Source organism: Sporolactobacillus shoreicorticis, from assembly GCF_024125445.1.
In the GTDB taxonomy this organism is placed as follows: Bacteria; Bacillota; Bacilli; order Bacillales; family Sporolactobacillaceae; genus Sporolactobacillus; species Sporolactobacillus shoreicorticis.
Genome location: NZ_JAMXWM010000035.1, coordinates 26773 through 47420, shown reverse-complemented (window position 1 = coordinate 47420; position 20648 = coordinate 26773). Strand labels below are relative to the sequence as shown.

Below are 20648 nucleotides of genomic sequence, written 5' to 3'. Positions count from 1 at the left end.
GATCTGGATGCCGCTCAAGTGGCGGAAATGAAGAAAAAAATCTGTGAGGCGAACCGATTGTCGGATCGAACCCTTCGGCGCTATCTAGCAAGTTATCGTTTAAAGGGATTCGAAGGTTTGAAACCCCGGCAACGCAATGAGCACAGAAAGAGTCACCTCAACGAACGGGTAGTGGAAGAAGCCATTTTATTAAGAAGAGAAGCCCCCCATCGCAGTATTCGACAGATCATTCAAATTCTGGAATGGGAAGGCAAAGCAGAACCCGGTGAAATCAAACGCTCGACTCTTCAAGAAAGAATGACAGAACGGGGGTACAGTTCTCGTCAGATGCGATTTGAAGGCGGCCATGTCATCGGCCACCTTTTGCTAAAAAATAGTCCACTTAATGCCAAGAAATAGTCCACCTTCTGCCATAATTTGATCCATAGGCACTGAGTAACGCCCTGTATACTTTGGTAGCACGTGTCAAAAGCGCGTGACATCAACGATACAGGAGGTTTTTCTATGACAATCCACTATCGAAGGATCCTGGAGTTGCACGGCCAGAAACACAGCCAGCGTAGTATCGCAGCAAGCACGGGAAATTCAAGAGCCAAGATCGGTGACACCATTCACCGGGCAGAGGCGATGGGCATACGACCACCGTTTGATTCAACGGTCAGTGACGATGATCTGGCACGGCGACTCTTTCCCGAACTGAGGCCGGAAGCGAAAGGACGCGAAGCGCCCAACTATGAATACCTGCACAAGGAACTCGCCAAGCCTAATGTCACCTTGACCTTGCTTTATTACGAGTATGAGGCAAGCTGTCGGCAATCCGGTACCGCACCCTACTCATACCGAACGTTCTGCCGCAACTACACGGAGTATGCACAAAAATTCAAAGCCACAATGCGGATTAGACGTAAACCGGGCGAGATCATGGAGGTCGATTGGGCTGGGTCGACCCTAAAGTTGATTGATCGAGACACAGGCGAGTTCGTCAAAGCGTACCTGTTTCTTGCGACATTGCCCAGCAGCCAGTATAGCTACTGTGAGGCGTGTCTGACGATGAAAACCGAAGACTGGATTCGCGCACACGTTCACGCCTACGCGTTCTTTGGCGGGGTAACCGAGGTATTAGTGCCGGATAATCTAAAAGTTGAAGCGTCAAGCAATCAAAAATACCGACAATTTATCACAAATTTTAGTGCCACAATAAACAAACTGCCCCAGATGAACCGGATAAAAAAATATCAGCCGCACGATTTCATGGTGAAAAACAGCAGTGGTTTCGTAAATGACTTCGCACTTCCTGCCTATGGCCTTTTTGGTGTGTCGCAAATCGTTGCTATTCTTGCTTTTATGATGACGATTATTTTGCTTCTTTACTATTGTTACGCATCCGGCAAATGGATTGGAATTATGAAAATGCATGGGCTGTCCATGATACGGATATGGTACATTATGATTGGACGTTTTATTTTATGTGGTTTCTTCATTGCCATCATTTCGTCTTTAGCCGCAGCCGTATTCGTTCCAAACACGACGACATCTTTTATGCTCTGCGTCTTAACGAATCAGATTGGTCTTTATTGCACGATCGTATTTGCTTCGCTCATTTCTCTTTTCTATATTAAATACGTGCACATAAGTTCGGCAATAAAAAATCGTCGTCGTACGCAAACTGTTTTTGTTATGAACACAGGATTCAAAATGGTTTCAACACTGATACTAATTGTTATGTTATTCAGTTTCATTCAGAATTTTAGAACACTTAATGATCAATACAATCAATTACAAGATTGGCAGCATAATGAAAATAGTGAAGGATATGGTGTTTTTTATCCGGTTTCTGTAGACCATCAGCTTATTGATCAACTAAATGGTAATCTTGGCTTGAATTACACGGTTACGCAGCGTCTCTATCAGTGGTTAAACAGACAAGGCGCACTATTTATTAATGCCCAAAGCTATAATATGAATGTACTGCGAATGCCACAAAGTCCAGATGCAATTCGTTCAATTTCTGTTAATCCTAATTATTTGAAACAAAACGCAGTAGATGATGTTAAAGGACGGAGTGTCAAGGTATCGGAACGAACGCGAGACTGGGTCCTGCTTGTTCCTGAAAAATACAGAAATCGAGAGCAAGTTATTTTAAACTATTTCAGCGATATGCGTGCAACACAATATAAAGTTTCACAACATCAGCAGTTTTCCGTGCCCAAAGCATTAAGGCATCAGAAAGTGAAAATTGTTTGGTTGGCTAATAATCAAAAGATATTCAGTTTTGATCCGGAGGTGTTTCCTAACCAACACAGTGAAATCATTGATCCGATTATACAAGTGATGACGGAAAAAAACAGCGTATTCATGGATAATTTGGGTGAGGTCAATGGAATGAAAATCAAGCTGACGGGCGGAAATGCACAGCATACGCTCGAAATCCTTAAGCCTACATTAAGAAAGCTGCACCTTGAGCATCAACTGCAAAACTTAATAACGGTTGATCAAAGGCATCAGGTATAAAATTCATCTTTTAAAGAGGCAAATATTTGCCAATTTAATTGCCTGTCTCATACTAGTTGTGGGTTCGGGATTACTTGCTATTCAGAGTCTTGTACTGCTGTACGCTAAAAACAGGCAGAAAATTGTTGTCCGTCGATTGTTTGGTCATAGTATCATGCGCACATATCGTGTCTATTTACTGTTTCTTGGAATCGAATGGATCATTCAAGGGATGATCAGCGGATTGATTATTAACAGTATGGGGGTGTTAACGCTAGATACGCGGCTCGGCTTAGTATTCATTGTTGTTGCCTTGGCTGTTTTGGAACTCATGTTAACGCTAATTTCATTACTTGCAATTGAAAGACGTAAGCTTTCAGAATTGTTGAAGGAGGGGACGTAAAAAATGGTAGTTCCGGTTTGTGAATTAATTAATATTGACAAGAGCTTTGGCAAGCACCATGTGTTGCACCAAGAGAGTTTTAAGGTGAACATCGGTGAAATGGTGGCCTTAACAGGAAAAAGTGGCGTCGGCAAATCAACCCTTTTGAATATCATTGGCCTACTGGAAAAGCCGGATCGTGGCAGTATCAATTTGTTAGGATCGCCAGCCCCAAATCCGGGTTCCGCTAAGGTAAACAAAATGCGGCGTAATCACTTGGCTTATCTTTTTCAAAATTATGCTCTGGTTGATCATGCGTCAATAGATGACAATTTGACGATTGCTTTAACCTATAGCCGCAAGTCGATAAAAGAGAAGGAGCAGATGAAGCGGCAGTCACTGGAAAAAGTGGGACTTGATCTTTCACTTAAGCAAAAGATCTATGAGCTTTCCGGGGGCGAGCAACAAAGAGTCGCTTTGGCGCGTGTTTTTTTGAAGCCATTTGATTTGCTTCTTGCCGATGAACCGACAGGCTCTTTGGACGAAGAAAATAGGGATCATGTGCTTCGGATATTAACGGAGTTCAAAAAAAGGCTAGGTAAAACCATTATCATCGTCACTCACGATCCACATGTTGCAGCGGTATGTGATCGAGAAGTGAAATTAGATGGGGAATAAGTGGAAAAATTAAAATCATCACGGACGAGTTAGTAGAATTTCTCCGATATAATTATTTATTTCATCTGAAAATAAAATAAACTGGACAATAATAATTGGGTCGGGAGGCACCAACTATGATCGCATTAAAAAATATCTCTATTTTGACATACGTTGCTTTGTTTGGTGGAATCTGGGGATATGCAATGTACGGTAAAAATATGATATGGATGTGGTTATCCTTTGAACTCGTTGGTGGTGTCTGTTTTCTCATAAAAAATAAACGAACTACTGATCGTTATTTTAAACATATAATCCGAGTAGCGGACATTTTTATTACACTATTTTTAATAATCATAAGTTCTTCTGAATTTATACCAATGATCATTAAAATGATTCTATTTTTTAGTGTCGTTTTAGGCTACCTTTTAATCTATTTTAATTTGTTGTTTAAGGGTAAGCTGATCAATCAAACATCGTTGTAAGATCACTGAATGAGCATTATCCAAATGGCAAGTTATCTGAAATTGTTTGTTTTCCAGATATTTCTAAAACCATTTATGAGATAAGGGGAATTATTTTGTTGAAAAAGATAACGATATGCGCTTTGAGCCTTAGTTTACTATTCCTTCTTACTTCTTGTGGATCATCCGATAATACATAAAAAAATGAAGTTAAACTGACTAAGTCTACGATCAAGACGCAGCCGAATGTACTAAAAATCAACCAGAATCGATATCCTGATTTAACAGAATTAGCGTTTCTGCGTTCACTCGATCCAAGAATTTCAAATGTGATGGAGAAGCATGGAGAGAACGAAATGTATGGCAATGGGCGTATTGAAAAAATTGTAAAGAACAACGAGAAAGATTTTTACGAGGTCTCTCTCCATGTAATCAGTTACACAGGAGCAATGAACCCGCCATATAAATTAGTCAAAATGACTCTTCATGTCCCGGAATCTGCTGACAGCGAAAGCGATAAGGGACTTCACTATTTTTCAGAAAAGATCTCATCCAAACAGTTTGACAAACTCAGCCAATTTACAAGTGATTGATCTGATTTTAATAAACTGAAAAGTTAGATACCACAACACTCCTGCATTTCGATTGTCTATCCTTTTCTGAACTGATCTGCTCCAACTCAACAGTGACACCGTCCCAAATGGTGCCTTAGAAGCGATGATGGTGGATCATTTACGTCAAACAATTTTTCAACGACGGTGTGTTGTATTTGATCACGTGAGAAAGCAGGTTCCACAAATGACAAAAAGAGTATTTTATGATTCAGTGAAAGTAGCTTGTTTTGGTTTATCGGTTTCAATCCTGGTTCTATTGCTATTGAGTATTTATAAACAGGAAGCGATCGTTAATCCGCTATTTATAATGGGTATAACAGTTGGGAACTTTTGCTATGGTAGCTTTTGCTTCAGTAAAGGAACTAAATTAGTGTTGTGGTTAGTTGGTGCGGCGGTGATGTGGATTTCGGGGATATTCTGTTTGTTTGTTCAGTGATCTTCGGCAGGTTATAAAAAGAATCTTGCTGAAAATGTATCTAAACCTTGTTCATTTTTTTGTTGGTTTAATACAGAAAAAAAGGAGTTTATAAATGGAATATATTATAGATATCGCTTTTAGTTTAGCAATACTTCTTCATAATTGTCAAAATACAATTTACAGTAAAGAAAATTCGCTACAGGTCCTACAGTAAGAACTGCCAGCCAATAGTAGAATTCTTTTGAACGGATTATTTGTATCGTCAGTAAATGATTTCACAAATTGTAATAAGCAGAATAATGATTTGCTTGGGATGTGGTCATGGTGCTGGATCTTTTTTTCATCACGATGCTTATAATATCTTTTTCTGTCCTGCTGCGAAACGCATAGGACGAACGCCCCCGAACGAAAATGTGCGTGACCCCGCACGAAAAAATGCGGACTTTTCCATAAAAAATGCGGTTTCTCCAGTGAATAGATGATTTACAATAGAAGAAAGGTAGATAGTTGGGGTTTAATGGCGGGGTACGTAAATCGGTGTGTGTGTCATTTTTTGTTTTAATGCCCTATTTCGGTTTTTTTACAGACAACAAATAGGAAAACATGCAGCACCAAAAATACATAGAACCCCAAAATCATCCGCTTGGTTTATATCAATACAATGAGATTGATTGAGCGAATGAAAAAGGAGCGAATGCGGAATGAATCATCTGCTGCTTTACATAACAATGGTCATGCCTTGGATTATTACTGGTTTTTTGCTTTGCCTGTTGGCGCTCATTGCTGCCGCTTGCATGAGACACTGGCAAAAGTGACGAATTGTAGGATTTAGCGGCTTAAGGAGACGGAAAACTATGCCAAAGAAGAAAAGCGCGTGGTATTTGCGACCCAAACCACTTTTATTTTTCTGTTTGATCACGCCGCCTATCGGCTATCTGCTTGTCGTGTCCAATCTGGATCGATTCAAGAATGAAGAACGAATAAGCTATTTAACGTTGGCGACGATCACGGCATCTTTATGGGTATTGAAATTTTTGCCTAAAACTGTCGGTATTTATGTGTGGAGCGCAATTTTGGCGGCCTTTATTGCAGGAGACGCGATCCGCTATCTGAATAAACGCAATCATAAATAAGAGAAAGTTTTCTTGTTCATTCAAAAAGCAGCTGCGAAAGCTCATAGCTCGATGCCTAATTGCGTCACTCCTTGAACGACGGCTCTCCATTCATTAATACTCTTACGCAAGTAGTCTGAACCTTGGCTGGTAATTCCATAGTACTTTCGTGTTGGGCCGGTTGCCGATTCTTTTTGCGTGACGCATGTATATCCGGCAGTCTTCAGACGACGGAGAATCGTATAAACCGATCCTTCATATACATCAGGGAACACTTGCCGCACTGATTTCATCAGTTCATAGCCATAGAGCGATTCATCCTTCAGCCTAAAAAGAATACACATTTCTAAAATACCTTTTTTCATTTGCGTATCCATTGGGTTCACCTCAACCATTCGTGACGATCGTATCTGCCAGCATATCATGGAGCGTCTTGTGTTCTTTCATGAATAATAGAGTGAACAACGAAGCAAGCGGAACGATCGGAATGGAGTTGATCAGAACTTTTCCGAGAAATTCACGGTAAAAAATGGTCCGTTTTGATGCCGGTTCAGCGGTTGCAGCGCGTACACGAATGTGCATCAGTTTCTTACCTAAGGTCTGTCCGTGCAACAGCCATGAGCAGATGAGTGCGTAAAAGAGATAAAAAGCGATTGAAAGATAGCCAAATACAGTCATGGGTACGCTAGGCTTTCCGATCGTTCGATCCTCGGTTACGACGTTTTGTCCATCAGAAACGGTCGTTGATGTTTCTTGATAAAAAGCATTTGCTCCGACATACATGGACAGACCCGCTGCAGGACTCGCATAGAAAAAGATCAGCACGAATAGAACAGGGGCAGCTATTTTGCTCAAAAGAAAAAATAAGAGGGCGGGAAGTACGGCAATAACCGAATCAATCAGAAAGGCGCATAAACGTTTTCCCGGTTTCGCAATGTTCATCGTAAATGCATGCACTTGATTCGTTTGATCTTCTCTGAGCGACTGCGCCAGATAGGAAGGGGAACCGAGCTCTGCGGAAATCTGATCGTCTGTTCGGCCTTCTTCTCTGCCGGAAATGAAAAAGCTTTCGTAATCGGATAGAACCTCCCTCAATTCTTCTTCTGGCATCGTTCCTTTAAGTTGAATTTCTAATTCATGAATAAACTCAGTTTGCGTCATTACAAATTCATCTCCTGAGATACTATTTAGTGAATAGTAGTATTATGGCATACTACTGTTTGATAATCAATAGCCGAATCTTAGAAATCTTAATTATGATGCCGGAGACAGAAAAAAGCCGTGACAGAAGAAATTGCGGTGTCACAACTTTTAAAAATCTTATTGCGCAATAGAAATTTCGTTTTTACTTAAGAAAAAATTCATATTTTTCATTAGGAGCGCTTAAGAACCGATAGATAGAATCTAAGGAGTGGGAACAGGGGCAGATAAGTAAAAATGCTTATGGCGATTGTTGTTCTTCATATTGTGTTATTACGATTGATACCGCCCTGAAAGATGATGAACCGGTAATTGAAAATTTTCTCATTAAGTACAACGAGGGTTTTAATTTCGTGTATGGTGTTGTGTTGGAAGGACTGGTGTTCCATTTTTTAGAGTTGTACTGTGCTTTCCTTTTATCAGCTAATAAAACGGCTTGGATCTAACTATGACGACTTTTGATTGTTAAACAGGCGCGCGGGTTGCGGCATTTCTAACTATAAAGAAAAAATTTCTTGGCGGAATTGCCCCGTTGCCTGACCTTCGCAAAGCAAGAGCCTTGCTTTGGCAGCAAAATTGAGCCGCATTTATCTTTAAATGGTTCGTTGTTAGGATGTGATGATTTGTTTCGAAAAGTACTTCTTTCAGGATTCACCTATGCATTTGTGATCTTTTTTTCTTTTGTGCTGGCTACCGCCTTGAGCTATCCATTTGTATCCGGAGGAGGCGGTGCGCCGACCCTGATTGTTTTACTTGTTTTTTTTACATTGATCGCAGTTCTTTTCTTTCTTGCTGTAAACCGTTTCTTTCAGGATTTGCCTAATCGGACAGTGGATCGGGTGTCATGGATTCTTTTTCTGGTGATTGGCGCTGTTGAAGTTATGCTGATTGCTGGTTTTCAGTCCATCCAGCCTCCAACGATTGATGGCGGGCATACCTATGTTGAGGCTCTGTATCTTCTGGAACACGGGCATGCCTCCGGTAACAGTTATTTTGCGATTTACCCAAATAATATTCCGATTACTTTGCTCAGATATGCGTTGTATAAATTGGCATCACTGTTTCACTATTCCAATTACATGGTTATTGATCGTGTTTTTTGCTCGGTCGTTTTAAATATCGGAATTTATTTTGCGTGGAAATTAATGAGGCAAAAATCCGGAGCAAGAGCCGGTGCCTTATTCATGCTGACGGCCTTAACCTGTTTCCCTTTAATTTTTTATACGCTTTATTTCTATACGGATACGGCAGTGATCCTGTTTCCTTCGTTGATGCTGTATCTTTGGTACTTATTTGAACAGTCCAAGAAGATACGTTATGTACTGCTTCTCGGTCTTTCGCTTGCTGTCGGTATTCAGCTCCGCATGAATTTAATTTTATTTCTTCCGGCACTTGCCATTTACATGTGCTTCATGCTCAAATGGAAAAAAATAGTGATGATTCTTGGTTTGATTTTGATTGTTCTGACGGCGGGGCATTTTACCACGAAAGCTATTGAAACGCAATTAGGTTATCAGCGTGATCCCGCGCTTGCTATGCCCACGATGCATTGGATGATGCTGGGGCTTTCTCCTGCGGGGCGGTACTCTAAGGCGGATTTTAATTGGACGATGGAGCAGCCTGATCAGGCAACGAAAAAGAAAGCAGACAGTGCGCGGATCGCAGAACGAATAAAAGAAAACGGTCCGTTTGGATTGATGCGTATTTGGACAGTCAAAACATTTAGAACATGGGGCATGGGAGCGCGCGGCTACTATTGGTATACGAAGTTCAACACGCGACCCACAAGAGCCTATCATTATCTGTTTGGTAATCAGAGACAGCTGATGGTGTGGTTGACTCAAGTTTTTCACATGACCAATCTTATTCTTTTGATCTTTTCTGCAATTCGCTATTTACGAATGAAAAAAGTGGATCTGCGGTTGTTGATTTTGATTTGTCTGTTCGGCAATGTGCTGTTCTATACATTCGTTTGGGAGGCGGAGCCTCGTTATAGCTTACTCTTCACACCTTTTATTCTGATCGGCAGTGTTTTTGGGCTTCGAGATGTGTCTCATATGGCTTGCAGCCGTGTTTTTGCCTCTGAACGCTTTCCAATGGTCTTATTTCTTATAATGGTGTTGCTGATCGGAGGGATCGCCGGTGCCCGTACAATGACGGAAAAGAGGCTGCCGCATCGAATGATTGCTGCGGAACAGCCTTTTTCAGGAGGAAGAGAGCGCGTCGTTATCGACAAAGAGCAATCAATTACCCAAACGTTTCGACCAAGGATGGCATATCGTCATCTGGCCGTGCGCTTCTCTTCCCTGAATGGTTCCGGCATCTACCGTATGAGACTCGCCAATCGGAATACGGGGCAAATGATTGAATCCAGAACTTTTAATTGTAGAAAAATGAAACCGGGGCAAATGATTGAGTTCAAATTGAACCAAATGATTCATCCGGAACCAGGTGCGACGCACCAGATCAACTTGTCTCAGGTCGAAGGACGGCCGGATTCCTATCTGATGCTTGCGGCAAATGGAGAAGGGTTTGAACAGCGCGACGCGTATCCCGAAGGCAAAATGTTTGTAGACGGGAAGCCGGAAGGCAAAAAGGATTTGCTGTTCAGCGTGTACAGAGTTCAGAACAGGCCTTACTTGAGTTCCTCGGTTTATTGGCTGCTCATTATTATTCCTGCTGTGATGCTTAGCTTCTATGGTTATGTCGTTCTGTGGAGCTCACAACGAGCAAGTCAAATTGATCGAAACGGACGAACGCTCCCGTCTCAGTATCGCTGATACATGACCGGATATTCTTAAGAAATCCTTCATTTTTTCCAATTGCATTTTTTAAGAACCGCCCTTTACAATAAATAAGGTAAGTTGTGCGGGGGAGTGTGGCCTATGGAAGAATACAATGTGCTTGTTGTTGATGACGACAAAGAAATACGCGATGTCATCGGTATCTATTTAAAAAATGAAGGCATTCATGTATTGAAAGCAGAGGACGGACTTGAGGCGATCGAAGTGCTGCGCTGTCATACAGTACATCTTATCCTGCTTGATATTATGATGCCGCGTATGGACGGAATTCAGACAACGTTCAAAATTCGTGAACAGAAAAATATTCCGATTATCATGATCAGTGCCAAGACCGAGGACATGGATAAAATTCTTGGTTTGCAGGTTGGCGCGGATGATTATGTGACAAAGCCTTTCAATCCTCTCGAACTCGTGGCGCGTGTGAAGTCGCAGCTGCGAAGATACGTGACACTCGGCACATATGAGAAGAAAGATGAGGTGATCGATCTGAACGGGCTTGTTCTGGAACAGGCAGAGAAGCGCGTTTCTGTGAATGGCGAACCCGTTCGCCTGACGCCTATTGAATACCGAATTGTCGATTTACTGATGCGCTACGCCGGTCGTGTTTTCTCCATCCATGAAATCTATGAGCGTGTCTGGGAAGAGCCGAGTTATAACGCAGAGAACACGGTCGCCGTACATATTCGTAAAATTCGAGAGAAAATTGAAATTGACCCGAAAAATCCAAGATATTTGAAGGTGGTGTGGGGCATTGGCTACAAAATGGAAAAATAAAACTGTTGCGAAGCTGATAACCGGTTTACTAATTCTTGGCCTTTCTTTACTGATTTTTGCTTTTTCGGCCTTTCACAACTACATGTTTGGCACTTTTGAAAAAACAGACGATTTTATGAGCAGCTATTATAACTTTAGACACTATTTGGCTTTGCTGAAGCTTAACTCTCCATTTAATACAGATGTAAAAAAATTGCTGGTAACCGATTCAGATATTCATGAGTTTCGTTATCGATATGGGAACCTTGAAAAACAGTTGGCTAACGTGCGCGGTCAATATAAAGATGTGATTGCAAAAGCAGAGGAAAATAATGATAAAGACGTTGTCAGTTATTATAAGAAAGTGCAAAAGAGCAAATTAAAAGCGATTCAAAAAAACTTCGAAAGTGATCGGCACGTCATCAAACAAATACGCGATGAACGCGCGAAGAAAATGGATGAGTATGATCAATCGCTTGCTGAAGAACGTCAGCAATTTAATAAATTGACGAAAGTATTTCACTACGATTTCGTCAATAAACGAACAGGAGAACGAATGACGAATGTTCGAGCTGCTGATGGTCAAGGTACGAAAGTAAAAACCCATTTCAAGAAAAAGTTTACGGCTGTTTCTGCGTATCAATATTCCGGTAACGAAAATAAAATTATTAATCGTGTGTTGAAGCTTTCTGCAGATAACTATCAGGGAAAGATATTTGTTGCAGACAATGCACCGTTGAATCAGTTGACCGGATATAAACATTACGAATTCGGGAAAACAACAGGTTTTATCTTACTCCTATTGGGCTTGATAATGATTGCCACAGCACTTTTCATTAGCGTAAAACGATCAATCCGTTCACTTGCCGATATTGAGCCGGTCCACCAATGGTATGCGCGCATACCAATCGAACTCAGGCTAATCTTCTTTGCGGTGGAAAGTTATATTTTTCTTTGCGTTTTGGAAATGATTAAAAGCCAAAATTATTTCGGCAGTTATTATTTTGGGGTAATTGGCGGTATCGGATTCTCAGGTGGATTTTTCTCAATTATGATAGGAATTATTGTGGCTGTCTCAACTCTGCTCTACCAACTTCAATGGTTGGCGGAGATGTTTCGTGATCCAGTTAAACGTCGGATATGCTGGCAGAACAGTATTTTCATGCAAACCGGTATAATTTTTCATGAATTTTTGCTTGCGCCATTTATTGTGCTCAAGCTGTTTGCGGCCGGTACTGCTCTATTTTTACTTGGACTTATTGCGGTTGGCTTAAGTATACAGAACGAATTTGCCCTTGCAATGGTTGTTCTTATTTTTGCAGCATTACCGTTCATGTGGTTTGTTCTTCATCGGGCTGCCCAGCTCAATCGAGTCGTCAAGCAGGCAGAAATTGTTGCTGCCGGCGGTGATCTGGTTGAATTTCCCATACAAGGAAAAGGTATGTTAGGCAGACTGAGCCACACAATGAATGAGATGCAGCGCGGGGTTCGATCGTCGCGAAACGCGCAGCTTAAGAGTGAACGGTTGAAGACGGAACTGATTACCAACGTCAGCCATGATTTGCGCACGCCGCTGACTTCCATCATTACCTATAACGATTTGTTAAGAAAGTCGGATGTGAGCGATGAGGAACGGCAGGACTACCTAGCGATCATTGATCGAAAAGCGAAGCGTTTGAAGCGGCTGATTGATGATTTATTTGACGCTTCGAAAATGGCAAGCGGCGCAATCGAATTGCACAAAACAAAGGTGAACTTGAACGAATTGCTGACTCAGGCACTCGCTGAATATGATGAGGCAATGCAGCAATCAAAGCTTAATTTTCGTATAAAGACGCCGAATGAAGCGGTTCCGGTTTATGTCGACGGTCAGAAGTTATGGCGTGTTTTTGATAATTTAATCGGAAATATTCTTAAATATTCACTGGAAGGGACACGCGTGTACATCACAATTGAGATAAAAAACGACGAGGCAACGGCGACGTTCAAGAACGTTACCAAATACGAACTTGGAGATAATGTTGATGAATTATTTGAACGGTTTAAGCGCGGGGATGCGTCACGCCATACGGAAGGATCGGGACTTGGCCTGGCAATTGCCAAGTCGATTATTGATCTTCACGGTGGACTGTTTGATCTTGACCTTGATGGTGATTTATTTAAGGTGATGATCAGACTCCCCATTGCGTAATCAGTCAGAAGGGAAGACGGCTTCTCCTTGACGCGGGCATATGGCGGGTGAGACAATAGAATCCGGTATTTTATTGGAAGTTAAAAAGCGAGCAGCGAGTGCCCGCTTTTTTTTGGAAGTGAGGAATGCGCCATGTCTTATGATGGTATTGTTACCCATGCCGCGGTTCAAAGCCTGCAAGAATTTACAGGGGGCAGAGTGGCTAAAATATATCAGCCGACGCCTACAGATCTTATTTTTCATCTGCGCGCACGCGGGACACGTGGGAAGCTGCTTATTTCCATTAATGCGGCTTTTGCTCGTATGCATTTGACGGAGCAATCGGAAGGAAACCCACAGGAGCCACCGATGTTCTGCATGCTTTTGCGAAAGTATCTTGAGGGCAGCGTGATTGAGCGGATTGAGCAGTTAGGTTTTGAACGCATTGTGCATATTGATCTTCGTTCGCGCAATGAATTAGGCGACCTGACGGAAAAAGAATTAATTATTGAACTCATGGGCAGGCACAGCAATGTGATTCTAATTGATAAGGCGAGCAAGCGAATCATTGATTCAATGAAACATCTGACTCCGGCGGTCAATCGTTTTCGGACGGTATTGCCGGGTGTAACCTATGTTTTGCCGCCGGATCAGGGAAAGCTTAACCCGCTTGAGGTCAGTGTACAGGATTTAATCAGCAGGGTTGAATGGAATGCCGGACGCATTGATCGGCAGATTGTCGGCGTCGTCAGTGGCTTTTCACCGCAGATTGGTGCCGAAATTGTTCGTCGTGCCGGACTCCCCCATCAAGAAGCGGTTGCCCGAGCGTTTCTTGAAATTCAAACGGAAATACGCAATCATGATTACCACCCGATGATTGTTTTTAATGATAAGGGAAAAGATGATTTCCATGTGCTGCGACTGACACATAAATCAGAAAAAACGGAGACCTTTGCCACTGTCCACCAGATGCTGGATCGTTTTTATGCGGTTAAAGCGCGAACCGACGCGGTCAGACAAAAGGCGGGCGATCTCAGCCACTTCATCAGTTTGGAATTGAAGAAAAACAAGACAAAATTAAAGAAATTGAAAAAAACGCTGCAAGATGCGGAAGATGCAGATAAGTATCGCTTGTACGGTCAACTGCTGACAGCAAGCATGCATTTGTTTAAACGTGGTGACCTGCATGTGGACGCGATCAATTACTATGATCCCGATCAGGCACAAGTGACGATCAGTCTCAACCCGAACCGGACACCGTCTGAGAACGCGCAGACTTATTTTAAGAAGTATAACAAAGCGAAAACGGCAAAGAAAGTAGTCGCTGAACAGGTTCGACAGACGAATGATGAAATTGCCTATTTCGAAGGCTTAACCCAACAGGTTGAGTCGGCATCCATGAAAGACATTGAAGAAATTCGCGAGGAATTGGTTGAAGGCGGCTATTTAAGAAAGAAGCGTTCAGGCAAGGATCGGAAGAAAAAAAACAAACCAGCCATTGATCAGTACTTTGCCGCGGATGGTACGCTTATTCTCGTTGGTAAGAACAACAAGCAAAATGATTACTTGACAACGAAAGAGGCGGCACGTGAAGAAATCTGGCTGCATACGAAAAACATTCCCGGATCACATGTTGTGATCAGGTCTCAGAATCCGAGCGAGCATGTGTTGATGGAAGCGGCTAATCTGGCGGCTTTTTACAGCAAATCACGGATGGGGAGCGGCGTTCCGGTTGATTATACGAAAGTAAAGTATGTCAAAAAACCGAGCGGAGCTAAACCGGGCTTTGTCATTTATACGGATCAAAAAACGATTTATGTGACACCCAATGAGTCGCAGGTACTGAAAATGCGTGAAAAGCCAAAATCCGAGTCAAAGAAGCAGACTTAACAGCTTATCGTGATTTATTTGCTGCCAGGACTTGCTACAATGCGCGGAAGTTGTTTAAAATGGAATAGTGGAAGTGATCGGATGATTAAGAGTATGACAGGCTTCGGTATGTGTGAGCAAAGTCAAGGCAACACACAAGTACATGTTGAGCTCAAAACGATCAATCATCGGTTTTTTGATTTTACTTTTAATGGACCGAGATCATTTGTCTATCTTGAGGATCAGTTGAAGAAAATTGTTCATTCCTATGTGAAGCGCGGATCGCTTAACCTATATCTTTCTGTTAAAGGCAGTGATGCTAATTCTCCTCAAGTAGAAACCAACTGGCCGCTTTTTGACCAGTATGTGCATGCCGCTAAAGAAATGCAGCGGCGCAGCGGATTCCAATTGACTGATCTCGACGCTATTCTTCAGCTTCCCGGCATCTTCTCACTCCGTGATGCAGACAATTACGACGCACAATCTGTTGAAACACTGGTGCTTAATGTGGTTCGTGAGGCTGCGGAGAGGCTCATTGCAATGCGTGAAAAAGAGGGAGAGGCGCTGAGAAGTGATCTTTTAGATAAAATTCGAGAAATCCGACTTGAGGTCGACCGGCTTGAGGTACTGATGCCTGAGGTTCGTACTCAGTATAAAATGAGACTCCGCACGGCGATCGCTGACTTTCTCGGACAGAATCAATCGATTGATGAAAATCGATTGATGAATGAAATGGCTGTATTCATCAATAAAACGGCTATTGACGAAGAAGTGACGCGTTTGAAAAGCCACTTAAATCAATGCACCATTTTGTTGGATGAAAATTCGGACATACCCGTTGGCCGTCGTTTCGATTTTCTCATTCAGGAAATGAACCGTGAAGTGAATACGATCGGCTCGAAGGGGAACCATGCTGAAGTAAGCCGCTTTGTCGTGTCCATGAAAACCGAGATTGAAAAATTACGTGAACAAGTGCAAAATATAGAATGATGTATGATTGATGTGTATCTGTTGGAGGCAAAGTGATGAGTTTTAAAGAAAAGGGACTGCTGGTGGTTCTGTCCGGACCTTCCGGCGTTGGCAAGGGAACCGTATGCAAGGCGCTGCGCAAGCGCGGCACAAAATTAAAATATTCCATTTCAGCTACGACGAGAAAGCCGAGGGAAGGCGAGATCGACGGCGTTCACTACTTCTTTAAAACACGGGAGCAGTTTCAGCAGATGATTGAGCAGGAAAAGCTTCTGGAGTGGGCAGAGTATGTGGGCAATTGTTACGGTACGCCGGTTGATTATGTCCATGAATCGCTTGAGAGCGGCGAAGATGTTATCTTGGAGATTGAGGTTCAGGGTGCACTTCAAGTGAAAAAGAAGTTCCCGGAAGCGCTATTCATTTTCCTCGCTCCACCTAATCTGGCCGAATTGAAAAATCGGATTGTCGGACGCGGCACAGAAACCGCAGATCTGATTGAAAGCCGAATGACTGTGGCAAAATCGGAAATGGAATTAATGCAGAATTACAATTATGTCGTGGAAAACGATCAAGTTGAAAACGCCTGCGATCGTATCGAAGCCATCGTGCTTGCTGAACATTGCAGAGTCGATCGGCTGATTGAGAAATATATTGAAAACGGAAGGGGATGACGGAATATGATGATCTATCCGTCTATTGACAGTCTGCTAAAAAAAGTGAATTCTACTTATACCTTGGTGACGCTTTCTGCGAAACGTGCGCGCCAGCTTCAGGATGGTTCCGGACATTTGCTCGTTGAACATCCGCGTTCCGTTAAAGAAGTCGGTCAGGCCTTGGAAGAAATTAATGCCGGACTGCTCAATTACAAACATTAACGACAAGGGCGGCCGAACGGCAAGGCAACAACCTGAAACAGGTTGTTGCCTTTTATATAGGTTCTAAGCCTGAAGGTACGGCATTTGCATTACAGCACAGGACTTTTCCGATGACGGATGATGAGGAACAAAATGAGTGTCAAAATAAAAATCATATTGATAAGGGATAAGGATGTGTTTTCATGACGCTACAAGGGAAAAAAATTGTGCTTGGCGTAACCGGAGGAATTGCCGCCTATAAGGCAGCAGAGTTGACGAGTCGGCTGGTTAAATCAGGAGCAGATGTTCATGTTCTGATGACCGAATCCGCAAAACAATTTGTCGGATCTGTTACTTTTCAAGCGCTCACGAGACATACGGTTTATGATCGCGTCATTTTGGATGAGAAGGAAGGACAAATTGCTCATATTGATTTAGCAGATGATGCAGATGCTTTTATTGTAGCACCCGCAACGGCTAACACCATTGCAAAGATGGCGGCGGGTATGGCTGAGGACATGCTTACTGCGGTAGCACTTGCCTCAAAAGCACCAATCTGGATTGCTCCGGCTATGAATGTCAATATGTATGCACATCCTGCCGTTCAGAAGAATTTGCGCATCCTTCAAAGCTACGGTTATCATTTAATCGGTCCGGAAAAAGGCAGATTAGCGTGCGGATGGACAGGTTCAGGCAGAATGACTGAACCTGAGGATATTGTCCGCGAAGTAGGTGACCACTTTGCTCACCGATCACTTGCCGGGAAAAAGATTCTTGTAACTGCCGGTGCGACAAAAGAATCGCTTGATCCAATCCGTTTTTTCAGCAATCGTTCCAGTGGAAAGATGGGTTATGCAATTGCCGAAGCCGCACGCCTGGCAGGTGCCGAGGTGACGCTTGTTGCGGGAGTCGACCTGAATGTTTCCTCTGAAATCAAAAGAATTCACGTAACTACTGCGCGCGACATGCATCGTGAAGTCATGAAACGCTTTTCTGACGTTGACGCAGTAATAAAGGCGGCAGCTGTTGCAGATTATCGTCCGGAGCAGGTGAGCGAGAAGAAAATTAAAAAATCCGATGATCCGTTGACGGTTACGATGATCAGGAATCCGGACATATTAAAAGAATTAGGCGAAAAGAAACAGAGCCAAATACTGATTGGTTTTGCGGCCGAAACCGATCATTTAGAAGCGAATGCACTCAGGAAACTCGAAGCCAAGCACTTGGATCTGCTCGTTGCCAATCATGCAATCGACAGTTTTGGAGAAGATACGAATAAAGTAACCTTCTATTTCGCGGGCGGCAAAAAGCAGGCTTTTGAGACGATGCACAAGCAGGAAGTCGCAACAAAGATCTGCGATGCTCTGGCAGAGTTGTTTGAAACGAGTGAAATAAAATGATTGCCGAGGTCTATATCGATATTCCGGCGAATCCGGTGAATAAGCCGTTTGATTACCGAGTCCCGGAGCCGTATCGCGATCTTCTAGAACCCGGCATGCGTGTCACCGTACCGTTTGGACGAACGCGTCGGCTTGGTTTTGTGACGGCGCTTAAGGAAAGCTCGGAATTTACTCGATTAAAATCGATAGACGCCATCGAAGATCATCTGCCCGTCCTCACAACGGAATTGCTGGAGTTGGGCCGCTGGCTGGCAGATACGACAGTTTGCGCGACCGTGGCGGCATATCAGGCAATGCTTCCGGCGGTGCTGAAGGCTGACTACAAAAAGGTAGTTAAAGTTGAAGATCCGAAACAATTAAAAAAACAGCATCCGAATTTGGCCGGACTTTTTGAATCAAAGGGACAACTGCTTTGGGCGGAACTTGTAAAAAACGATGTGAATTTATTAACATCGATTAATCATGCTTTGCGTAAAGGGAGCCTTTCCATTCATCAGCTGGTACGCAACCAAGCCACCGCGAAACATGTGGCTGTTGTTTCAGCTTCAGTTTCCGCAGAGCGAATGAAACTTGAGTATTCGCAACTCAGTGATCGAGCAAAACGGCAAAAGGAAGCGCTTTACTATTTTATACATCGATCCGATTCTGCAACCTTTCATCCAACGATGCAAGCTCTCACAAATGAAGGTTTAAGCCGAGACGCAATTTTGAAACTTGCAGAGAAAGAATTGCTGCGCATCGATCAAGTTGAACAGTTCCGAAATCCCTATAAGCGTGCCATTGAACACACCGAACCGCTAAAGCTAACTGATGAGCAGGCGAATGCGCTTGCACCTATTTTGCAATCGATGGATAAGAACGAACATCGTGTTTTTTTATGCCACGGTGTTACGGGAAGCGGAAAAACGGAAATTTACCTTCAGTCCATTCAGCATGTTCTTGAACGAAAGCAGCAAGCCATCGTTCTCGTTCCGGAAATTTCATTGACTCCGCAAATGGTAGTACGGTTTAAAGGTCGTTTCGGCGATCATGTGGCCGTAATGCACAGCGGATTGAGTCGAGGAGAAAAATATGATGAATGGCGCAAAATCCGCGAAGAAAAAGTGCAGGTTGTTGTCGGAGCGCGATCGGCAATTTTTGCACCCTTTAACAATCTTGGTTTAATTATCATTGATGAGGAGCATGAATCCAGCTATAAACAGGAAGATATGCCTCGTTATCACGCGCGAGACATTGCCATTCATCGAGCGCAAGACCACCAGTGTCCGGTTGTACTTGGAAGTGCGACGCCGTCACTCGAATCCTTTGCTCGTGCGCGTAAACAAGTCTATACACTGCTTTCTTTGAAACAGCGCGTAAATCACCGGCCTCTGCCGTCTGTTCATATTGTCGATCTTCGAGAGGAAATGCGTCAGGGAAATCACTCGGTCTTCTCGAAGGAACTGCTTGAAAAAATAAAGGATCGACTTCAAAAGAAAGAGCAGACCGTGCTCTTTCTGAATCGACGCGGTTACGCGACTTTCGTCATGTGCCGATCATGCGGTACCGTTGTGGAGTGTCCTCACTGTGATATATCACTGACTTATCATCGCGCTCAGCATTTATTAAAGTGTCACTATTGCGGATATGAACAGGCTGTGTCCGACACCTGTCCGACCTGCGGCAGCGATGCGATGCGCTTTTTTGGTACAGGTACTCAAAAGGTTGAGGCAGAACTAAGCAGACTGATTCCAGAAGCGCGTGTGATCCGCATGGATGTGGATACGACACGAAAAAAAGGCAGCCATGAACGACTGCTGCGGCAATTCGGCGAAGAGAAGGCGGATATACTGCTTGGAACGCAAATGATCGCTAAGGGGCTGGATTTTCCAAAGGTGACGCTCGTAGGCGTACTCGCGGCAGATTCATTACTGCATCTCGCGGATTTCCGCGCTTCGGAAAAAACGTTCCAGCTCGTGACGCAGGTAGCTGGACGCGCAGGAAGACATGACCTGCCGGGAGAAGTCGTCATACAGAGTTATAGCCCGGACCACTACGCTGTGCTTGATGCCGCACGGCACGACTATGAAAGCTTTTATAATCAGGAAATGGCGCTTCGCCGGCTCGGGAGCTATCCGCCGTTTTACTATTTGGTTTTGATTTGTCTTACCCATCCGGAGCCGGCAAAGGTTGCGGAGGCGGCGGAACGGATTGCGTTGATTTTGAAGAAGCATCTGTCTGATTCATCTCAGATATACGGTCCGGTCGTGCCGGCTGTCGCAAAGATAAAGGATAGATATCGTTACCAGTGCATGGTAAAATACAAAAGAGAACCCGCACTTCTGCCTGTACTGCACCGGATTATGCAGCACTTTCAAGAAGGCGGAAAGAACGGTTTGCAGGTATCTATTGATCTTAATCCTGTTGCACTTATGTAGTTGAGGTGTTCGGCTATTGACTTTCGAACAGACCTAAACGAGGATTTATTTAATGAAGCTGAAGAGGATGATTCA

The 20648-nt window shown here is 43.3% G+C and carries 18 protein-coding genes and 1 pseudogene; 17 read left to right on the top strand and 2 right to left on the bottom strand.

From position 1 onward, the window contains the following. From NIE88_RS19860 to NIE88_RS19825, 8 genes and pseudogenes are all read left to right on the top strand, one after another. A pseudogene (locus NIE88_RS19860) lies at positions 1-333 on the top strand (helix-turn-helix domain-containing protein); the annotation flags it as partial. A gap of 171 nt (positions 334-504) precedes the next feature. Then, positions 505-2511, top strand: coding sequence for a DDE-type integrase/transposase/recombinase (locus tag NIE88_RS19855; RefSeq protein WP_253065081.1), 2007 nt, complete (start codon positions 505-507; stop codon positions 2509-2511). Between the two features lie 58 nt (positions 2512-2569). Then, positions 2570-2893 (top strand): DUF1430 domain-containing protein, encoded by a 324-nt coding sequence (locus NIE88_RS19850; protein ID WP_253065086.1) that lies wholly within the window; start codon positions 2570-2572, stop codon positions 2891-2893. 3 nt (positions 2894-2896) lie between these two features. Beyond that, complete coding sequence (locus NIE88_RS19845) at positions 2897-3550, top strand: ABC transporter ATP-binding protein (RefSeq protein ID WP_253065080.1); 654 nt, start codon at positions 2897-2899, stop codon at positions 3548-3550. Positions 3551-3666: 116 nt separating this feature from the next. After that, the gene (locus NIE88_RS19840) at positions 3667-4014 is read left to right on the top strand and encodes a hypothetical protein (RefSeq protein ID WP_253065079.1); all 348 of its coding nucleotides are present in this window, start codon (positions 3667-3669) and stop codon (positions 4012-4014) included. Positions 4015-4349: 335 nt separating this feature from the next. After that, positions 4350-4586, top strand: a complete 237-nt coding sequence (locus tag NIE88_RS19835; RefSeq protein ID WP_253065078.1) for a hypothetical protein — start codon at positions 4350-4352, stop codon at positions 4584-4586. Positions 4587-4791: 205 nt separating this feature from the next. Beyond that, positions 4792-5043, top strand: coding sequence for a hypothetical protein (locus NIE88_RS19830; protein ID WP_253065077.1), 252 nt, complete (start codon positions 4792-4794; stop codon positions 5041-5043). Positions 5044-5879: 836 nt separating this feature from the next. Continuing rightward, positions 5880-6158 (top strand): hypothetical protein, encoded by a 279-nt coding sequence (locus tag NIE88_RS19825; RefSeq protein WP_253065076.1) that lies wholly within the window; start codon positions 5880-5882, stop codon positions 6156-6158. 41 nt (positions 6159-6199) lie between these two features. On the opposite strand, the gene NIE88_RS19820 is transcribed toward NIE88_RS19825, so the two are convergent. Both NIE88_RS19820 and NIE88_RS19815 read right to left on the bottom strand, forming a co-directional pair. Then, positions 6200-6514: a PadR family transcriptional regulator gene (locus tag NIE88_RS19820; RefSeq protein ID WP_253065075.1), complete on the bottom strand. Its 315-nt coding sequence runs from the start codon at positions 6512-6514 to the stop codon at positions 6200-6202. A 10-nt stretch (positions 6515-6524) separates the two neighbouring features. Next, entirely contained in the window at positions 6525-7298 is a 774-nt protein-coding gene (locus NIE88_RS19815) for an RDD family protein (protein ID WP_253065074.1), read from the bottom strand. Between the two features lie 662 nt (positions 7299-7960). Between NIE88_RS19815 and NIE88_RS19810 the strand changes: the two genes are divergently transcribed. The 9 genes from NIE88_RS19810 to priA all read left to right on the top strand — a co-directional run bounded on the left by NIE88_RS19810 (position 7961) and on the right by priA (position 20573). After that, positions 7961-10117, top strand: a complete 2157-nt coding sequence (locus NIE88_RS19810; RefSeq protein ID WP_253065073.1) for a glycosyltransferase-like membrane protein — start codon at positions 7961-7963, stop codon at positions 10115-10117. A gap of 105 nt (positions 10118-10222) precedes the next feature. Next, entirely contained in the window at positions 10223-10915 is a 693-nt protein-coding gene (locus NIE88_RS19805; protein WP_253065072.1) for a response regulator transcription factor, read from the top strand. Further along, positions 10893-13085 carry a sensor histidine kinase gene (locus NIE88_RS19800; protein ID WP_253065071.1) on the top strand — a complete coding sequence of 731 codons (2193 nt, stop codon included), beginning with the start codon at positions 10893-10895 and terminating at the stop codon, positions 13083-13085. The genes NIE88_RS19805 and NIE88_RS19800 overlap by 23 nt, the downstream gene beginning before the upstream one ends. Before the next feature lie 132 nt (positions 13086-13217). Beyond that, positions 13218-14954: an Rqc2 family fibronectin-binding protein gene (locus tag NIE88_RS19795; RefSeq protein ID WP_253065070.1), complete on the top strand. Its 1737-nt coding sequence runs from the start codon at positions 13218-13220 to the stop codon at positions 14952-14954. A gap of 81 nt (positions 14955-15035) precedes the next feature. Next, positions 15036-15923: a YicC/YloC family endoribonuclease gene (locus NIE88_RS19790; RefSeq protein ID WP_253065069.1), complete on the top strand. Its 888-nt coding sequence runs from the start codon at positions 15036-15038 to the stop codon at positions 15921-15923. A gap of 35 nt (positions 15924-15958) precedes the next feature. Further along, positions 15959-16573, top strand: coding sequence for a guanylate kinase (gene gmk, locus NIE88_RS19785; protein WP_253065068.1), 615 nt, complete (start codon positions 15959-15961; stop codon positions 16571-16573). Positions 16574-16582: 9 nt separating this feature from the next. Next, positions 16583-16777, top strand: a complete 195-nt coding sequence (rpoZ, locus tag NIE88_RS19780; protein ID WP_253065085.1) for a DNA-directed RNA polymerase subunit omega — start codon at positions 16583-16585, stop codon at positions 16775-16777. A gap of 182 nt (positions 16778-16959) precedes the next feature. After that, positions 16960-18156: a bifunctional phosphopantothenoylcysteine decarboxylase/phosphopantothenate--cysteine ligase CoaBC gene (coaBC, locus tag NIE88_RS19775; RefSeq protein ID WP_253065067.1), complete on the top strand. Its 1197-nt coding sequence runs from the start codon at positions 16960-16962 to the stop codon at positions 18154-18156. After that, positions 18153-20573, top strand: coding sequence for a primosomal protein N' (priA, locus tag NIE88_RS19770; protein ID WP_253065066.1), 2421 nt, complete (start codon positions 18153-18155; stop codon positions 20571-20573). Before coaBC ends, priA begins: the two co-directional genes overlap by 4 nt. The last annotated feature ends 75 nt before the right edge of the window (positions 20574-20648 follow it).

What these genes read in the sequence shown, in the direction of transcription:
- coaBC (WP_253065067.1), top strand. Translation starts at nt 16,960, where the DNA reads ATGACGCTACAAGGGAAAAAAATTGTGCTTGGCGTAACCGGAGGAATT.
- NIE88_RS19835 (WP_253065078.1), top strand. Translation starts at nt 4,350, where the DNA reads ATGTATGGCAATGGGCGTATTGAAAAAATTGTAAAGAACAACGAGAAA.
- NIE88_RS19830 (WP_253065077.1), top strand. Translation starts at nt 4,792, where the DNA reads ATGACAAAAAGAGTATTTTATGATTCAGTGAAAGTAGCTTGTTTTGGT.
- priA (WP_253065066.1), top strand. Translation starts at nt 18,153, where the DNA reads ATGATTGCCGAGGTCTATATCGATATTCCGGCGAATCCGGTGAATAAG.
- NIE88_RS19805 (WP_253065072.1), top strand. Translation starts at nt 10,223, where the DNA reads ATGGAAGAATACAATGTGCTTGTTGTTGATGACGACAAAGAAATACGC.
- NIE88_RS19825 (WP_253065076.1), top strand. Translation starts at nt 5,880, where the DNA reads ATGCCAAAGAAGAAAAGCGCGTGGTATTTGCGACCCAAACCACTTTTA.
- gmk (WP_253065068.1), top strand. Translation starts at nt 15,959, where the DNA reads ATGAGTTTTAAAGAAAAGGGACTGCTGGTGGTTCTGTCCGGACCTTCC.
- NIE88_RS19845 (WP_253065080.1), top strand. Translation starts at nt 2,897, where the DNA reads ATGGTAGTTCCGGTTTGTGAATTAATTAATATTGACAAGAGCTTTGGC.
- NIE88_RS19795 (WP_253065070.1), top strand. Translation starts at nt 13,218, where the DNA reads ATGTCTTATGATGGTATTGTTACCCATGCCGCGGTTCAAAGCCTGCAA.
- NIE88_RS19855 (WP_253065081.1), top strand. Translation starts at nt 505, where the DNA reads ATGACAATCCACTATCGAAGGATCCTGGAGTTGCACGGCCAGAAACAC.
- NIE88_RS19815 (WP_253065074.1), bottom strand. Translation starts at nt 7,298, where the DNA reads ATGACGCAAACTGAGTTTATTCATGAATTAGAAATTCAACTTAAAGGA.
- rpoZ (WP_253065085.1), top strand. Translation starts at nt 16,583, where the DNA reads ATGATCTATCCGTCTATTGACAGTCTGCTAAAAAAAGTGAATTCTACT.
- NIE88_RS19840 (WP_253065079.1), top strand. Translation starts at nt 3,667, where the DNA reads ATGATCGCATTAAAAAATATCTCTATTTTGACATACGTTGCTTTGTTT.
- NIE88_RS19790 (WP_253065069.1), top strand. Translation starts at nt 15,036, where the DNA reads ATGATTAAGAGTATGACAGGCTTCGGTATGTGTGAGCAAAGTCAAGGC.
- NIE88_RS19820 (WP_253065075.1), bottom strand. Translation starts at nt 6,514, where the DNA reads ATGGATACGCAAATGAAAAAAGGTATTTTAGAAATGTGTATTCTTTTT.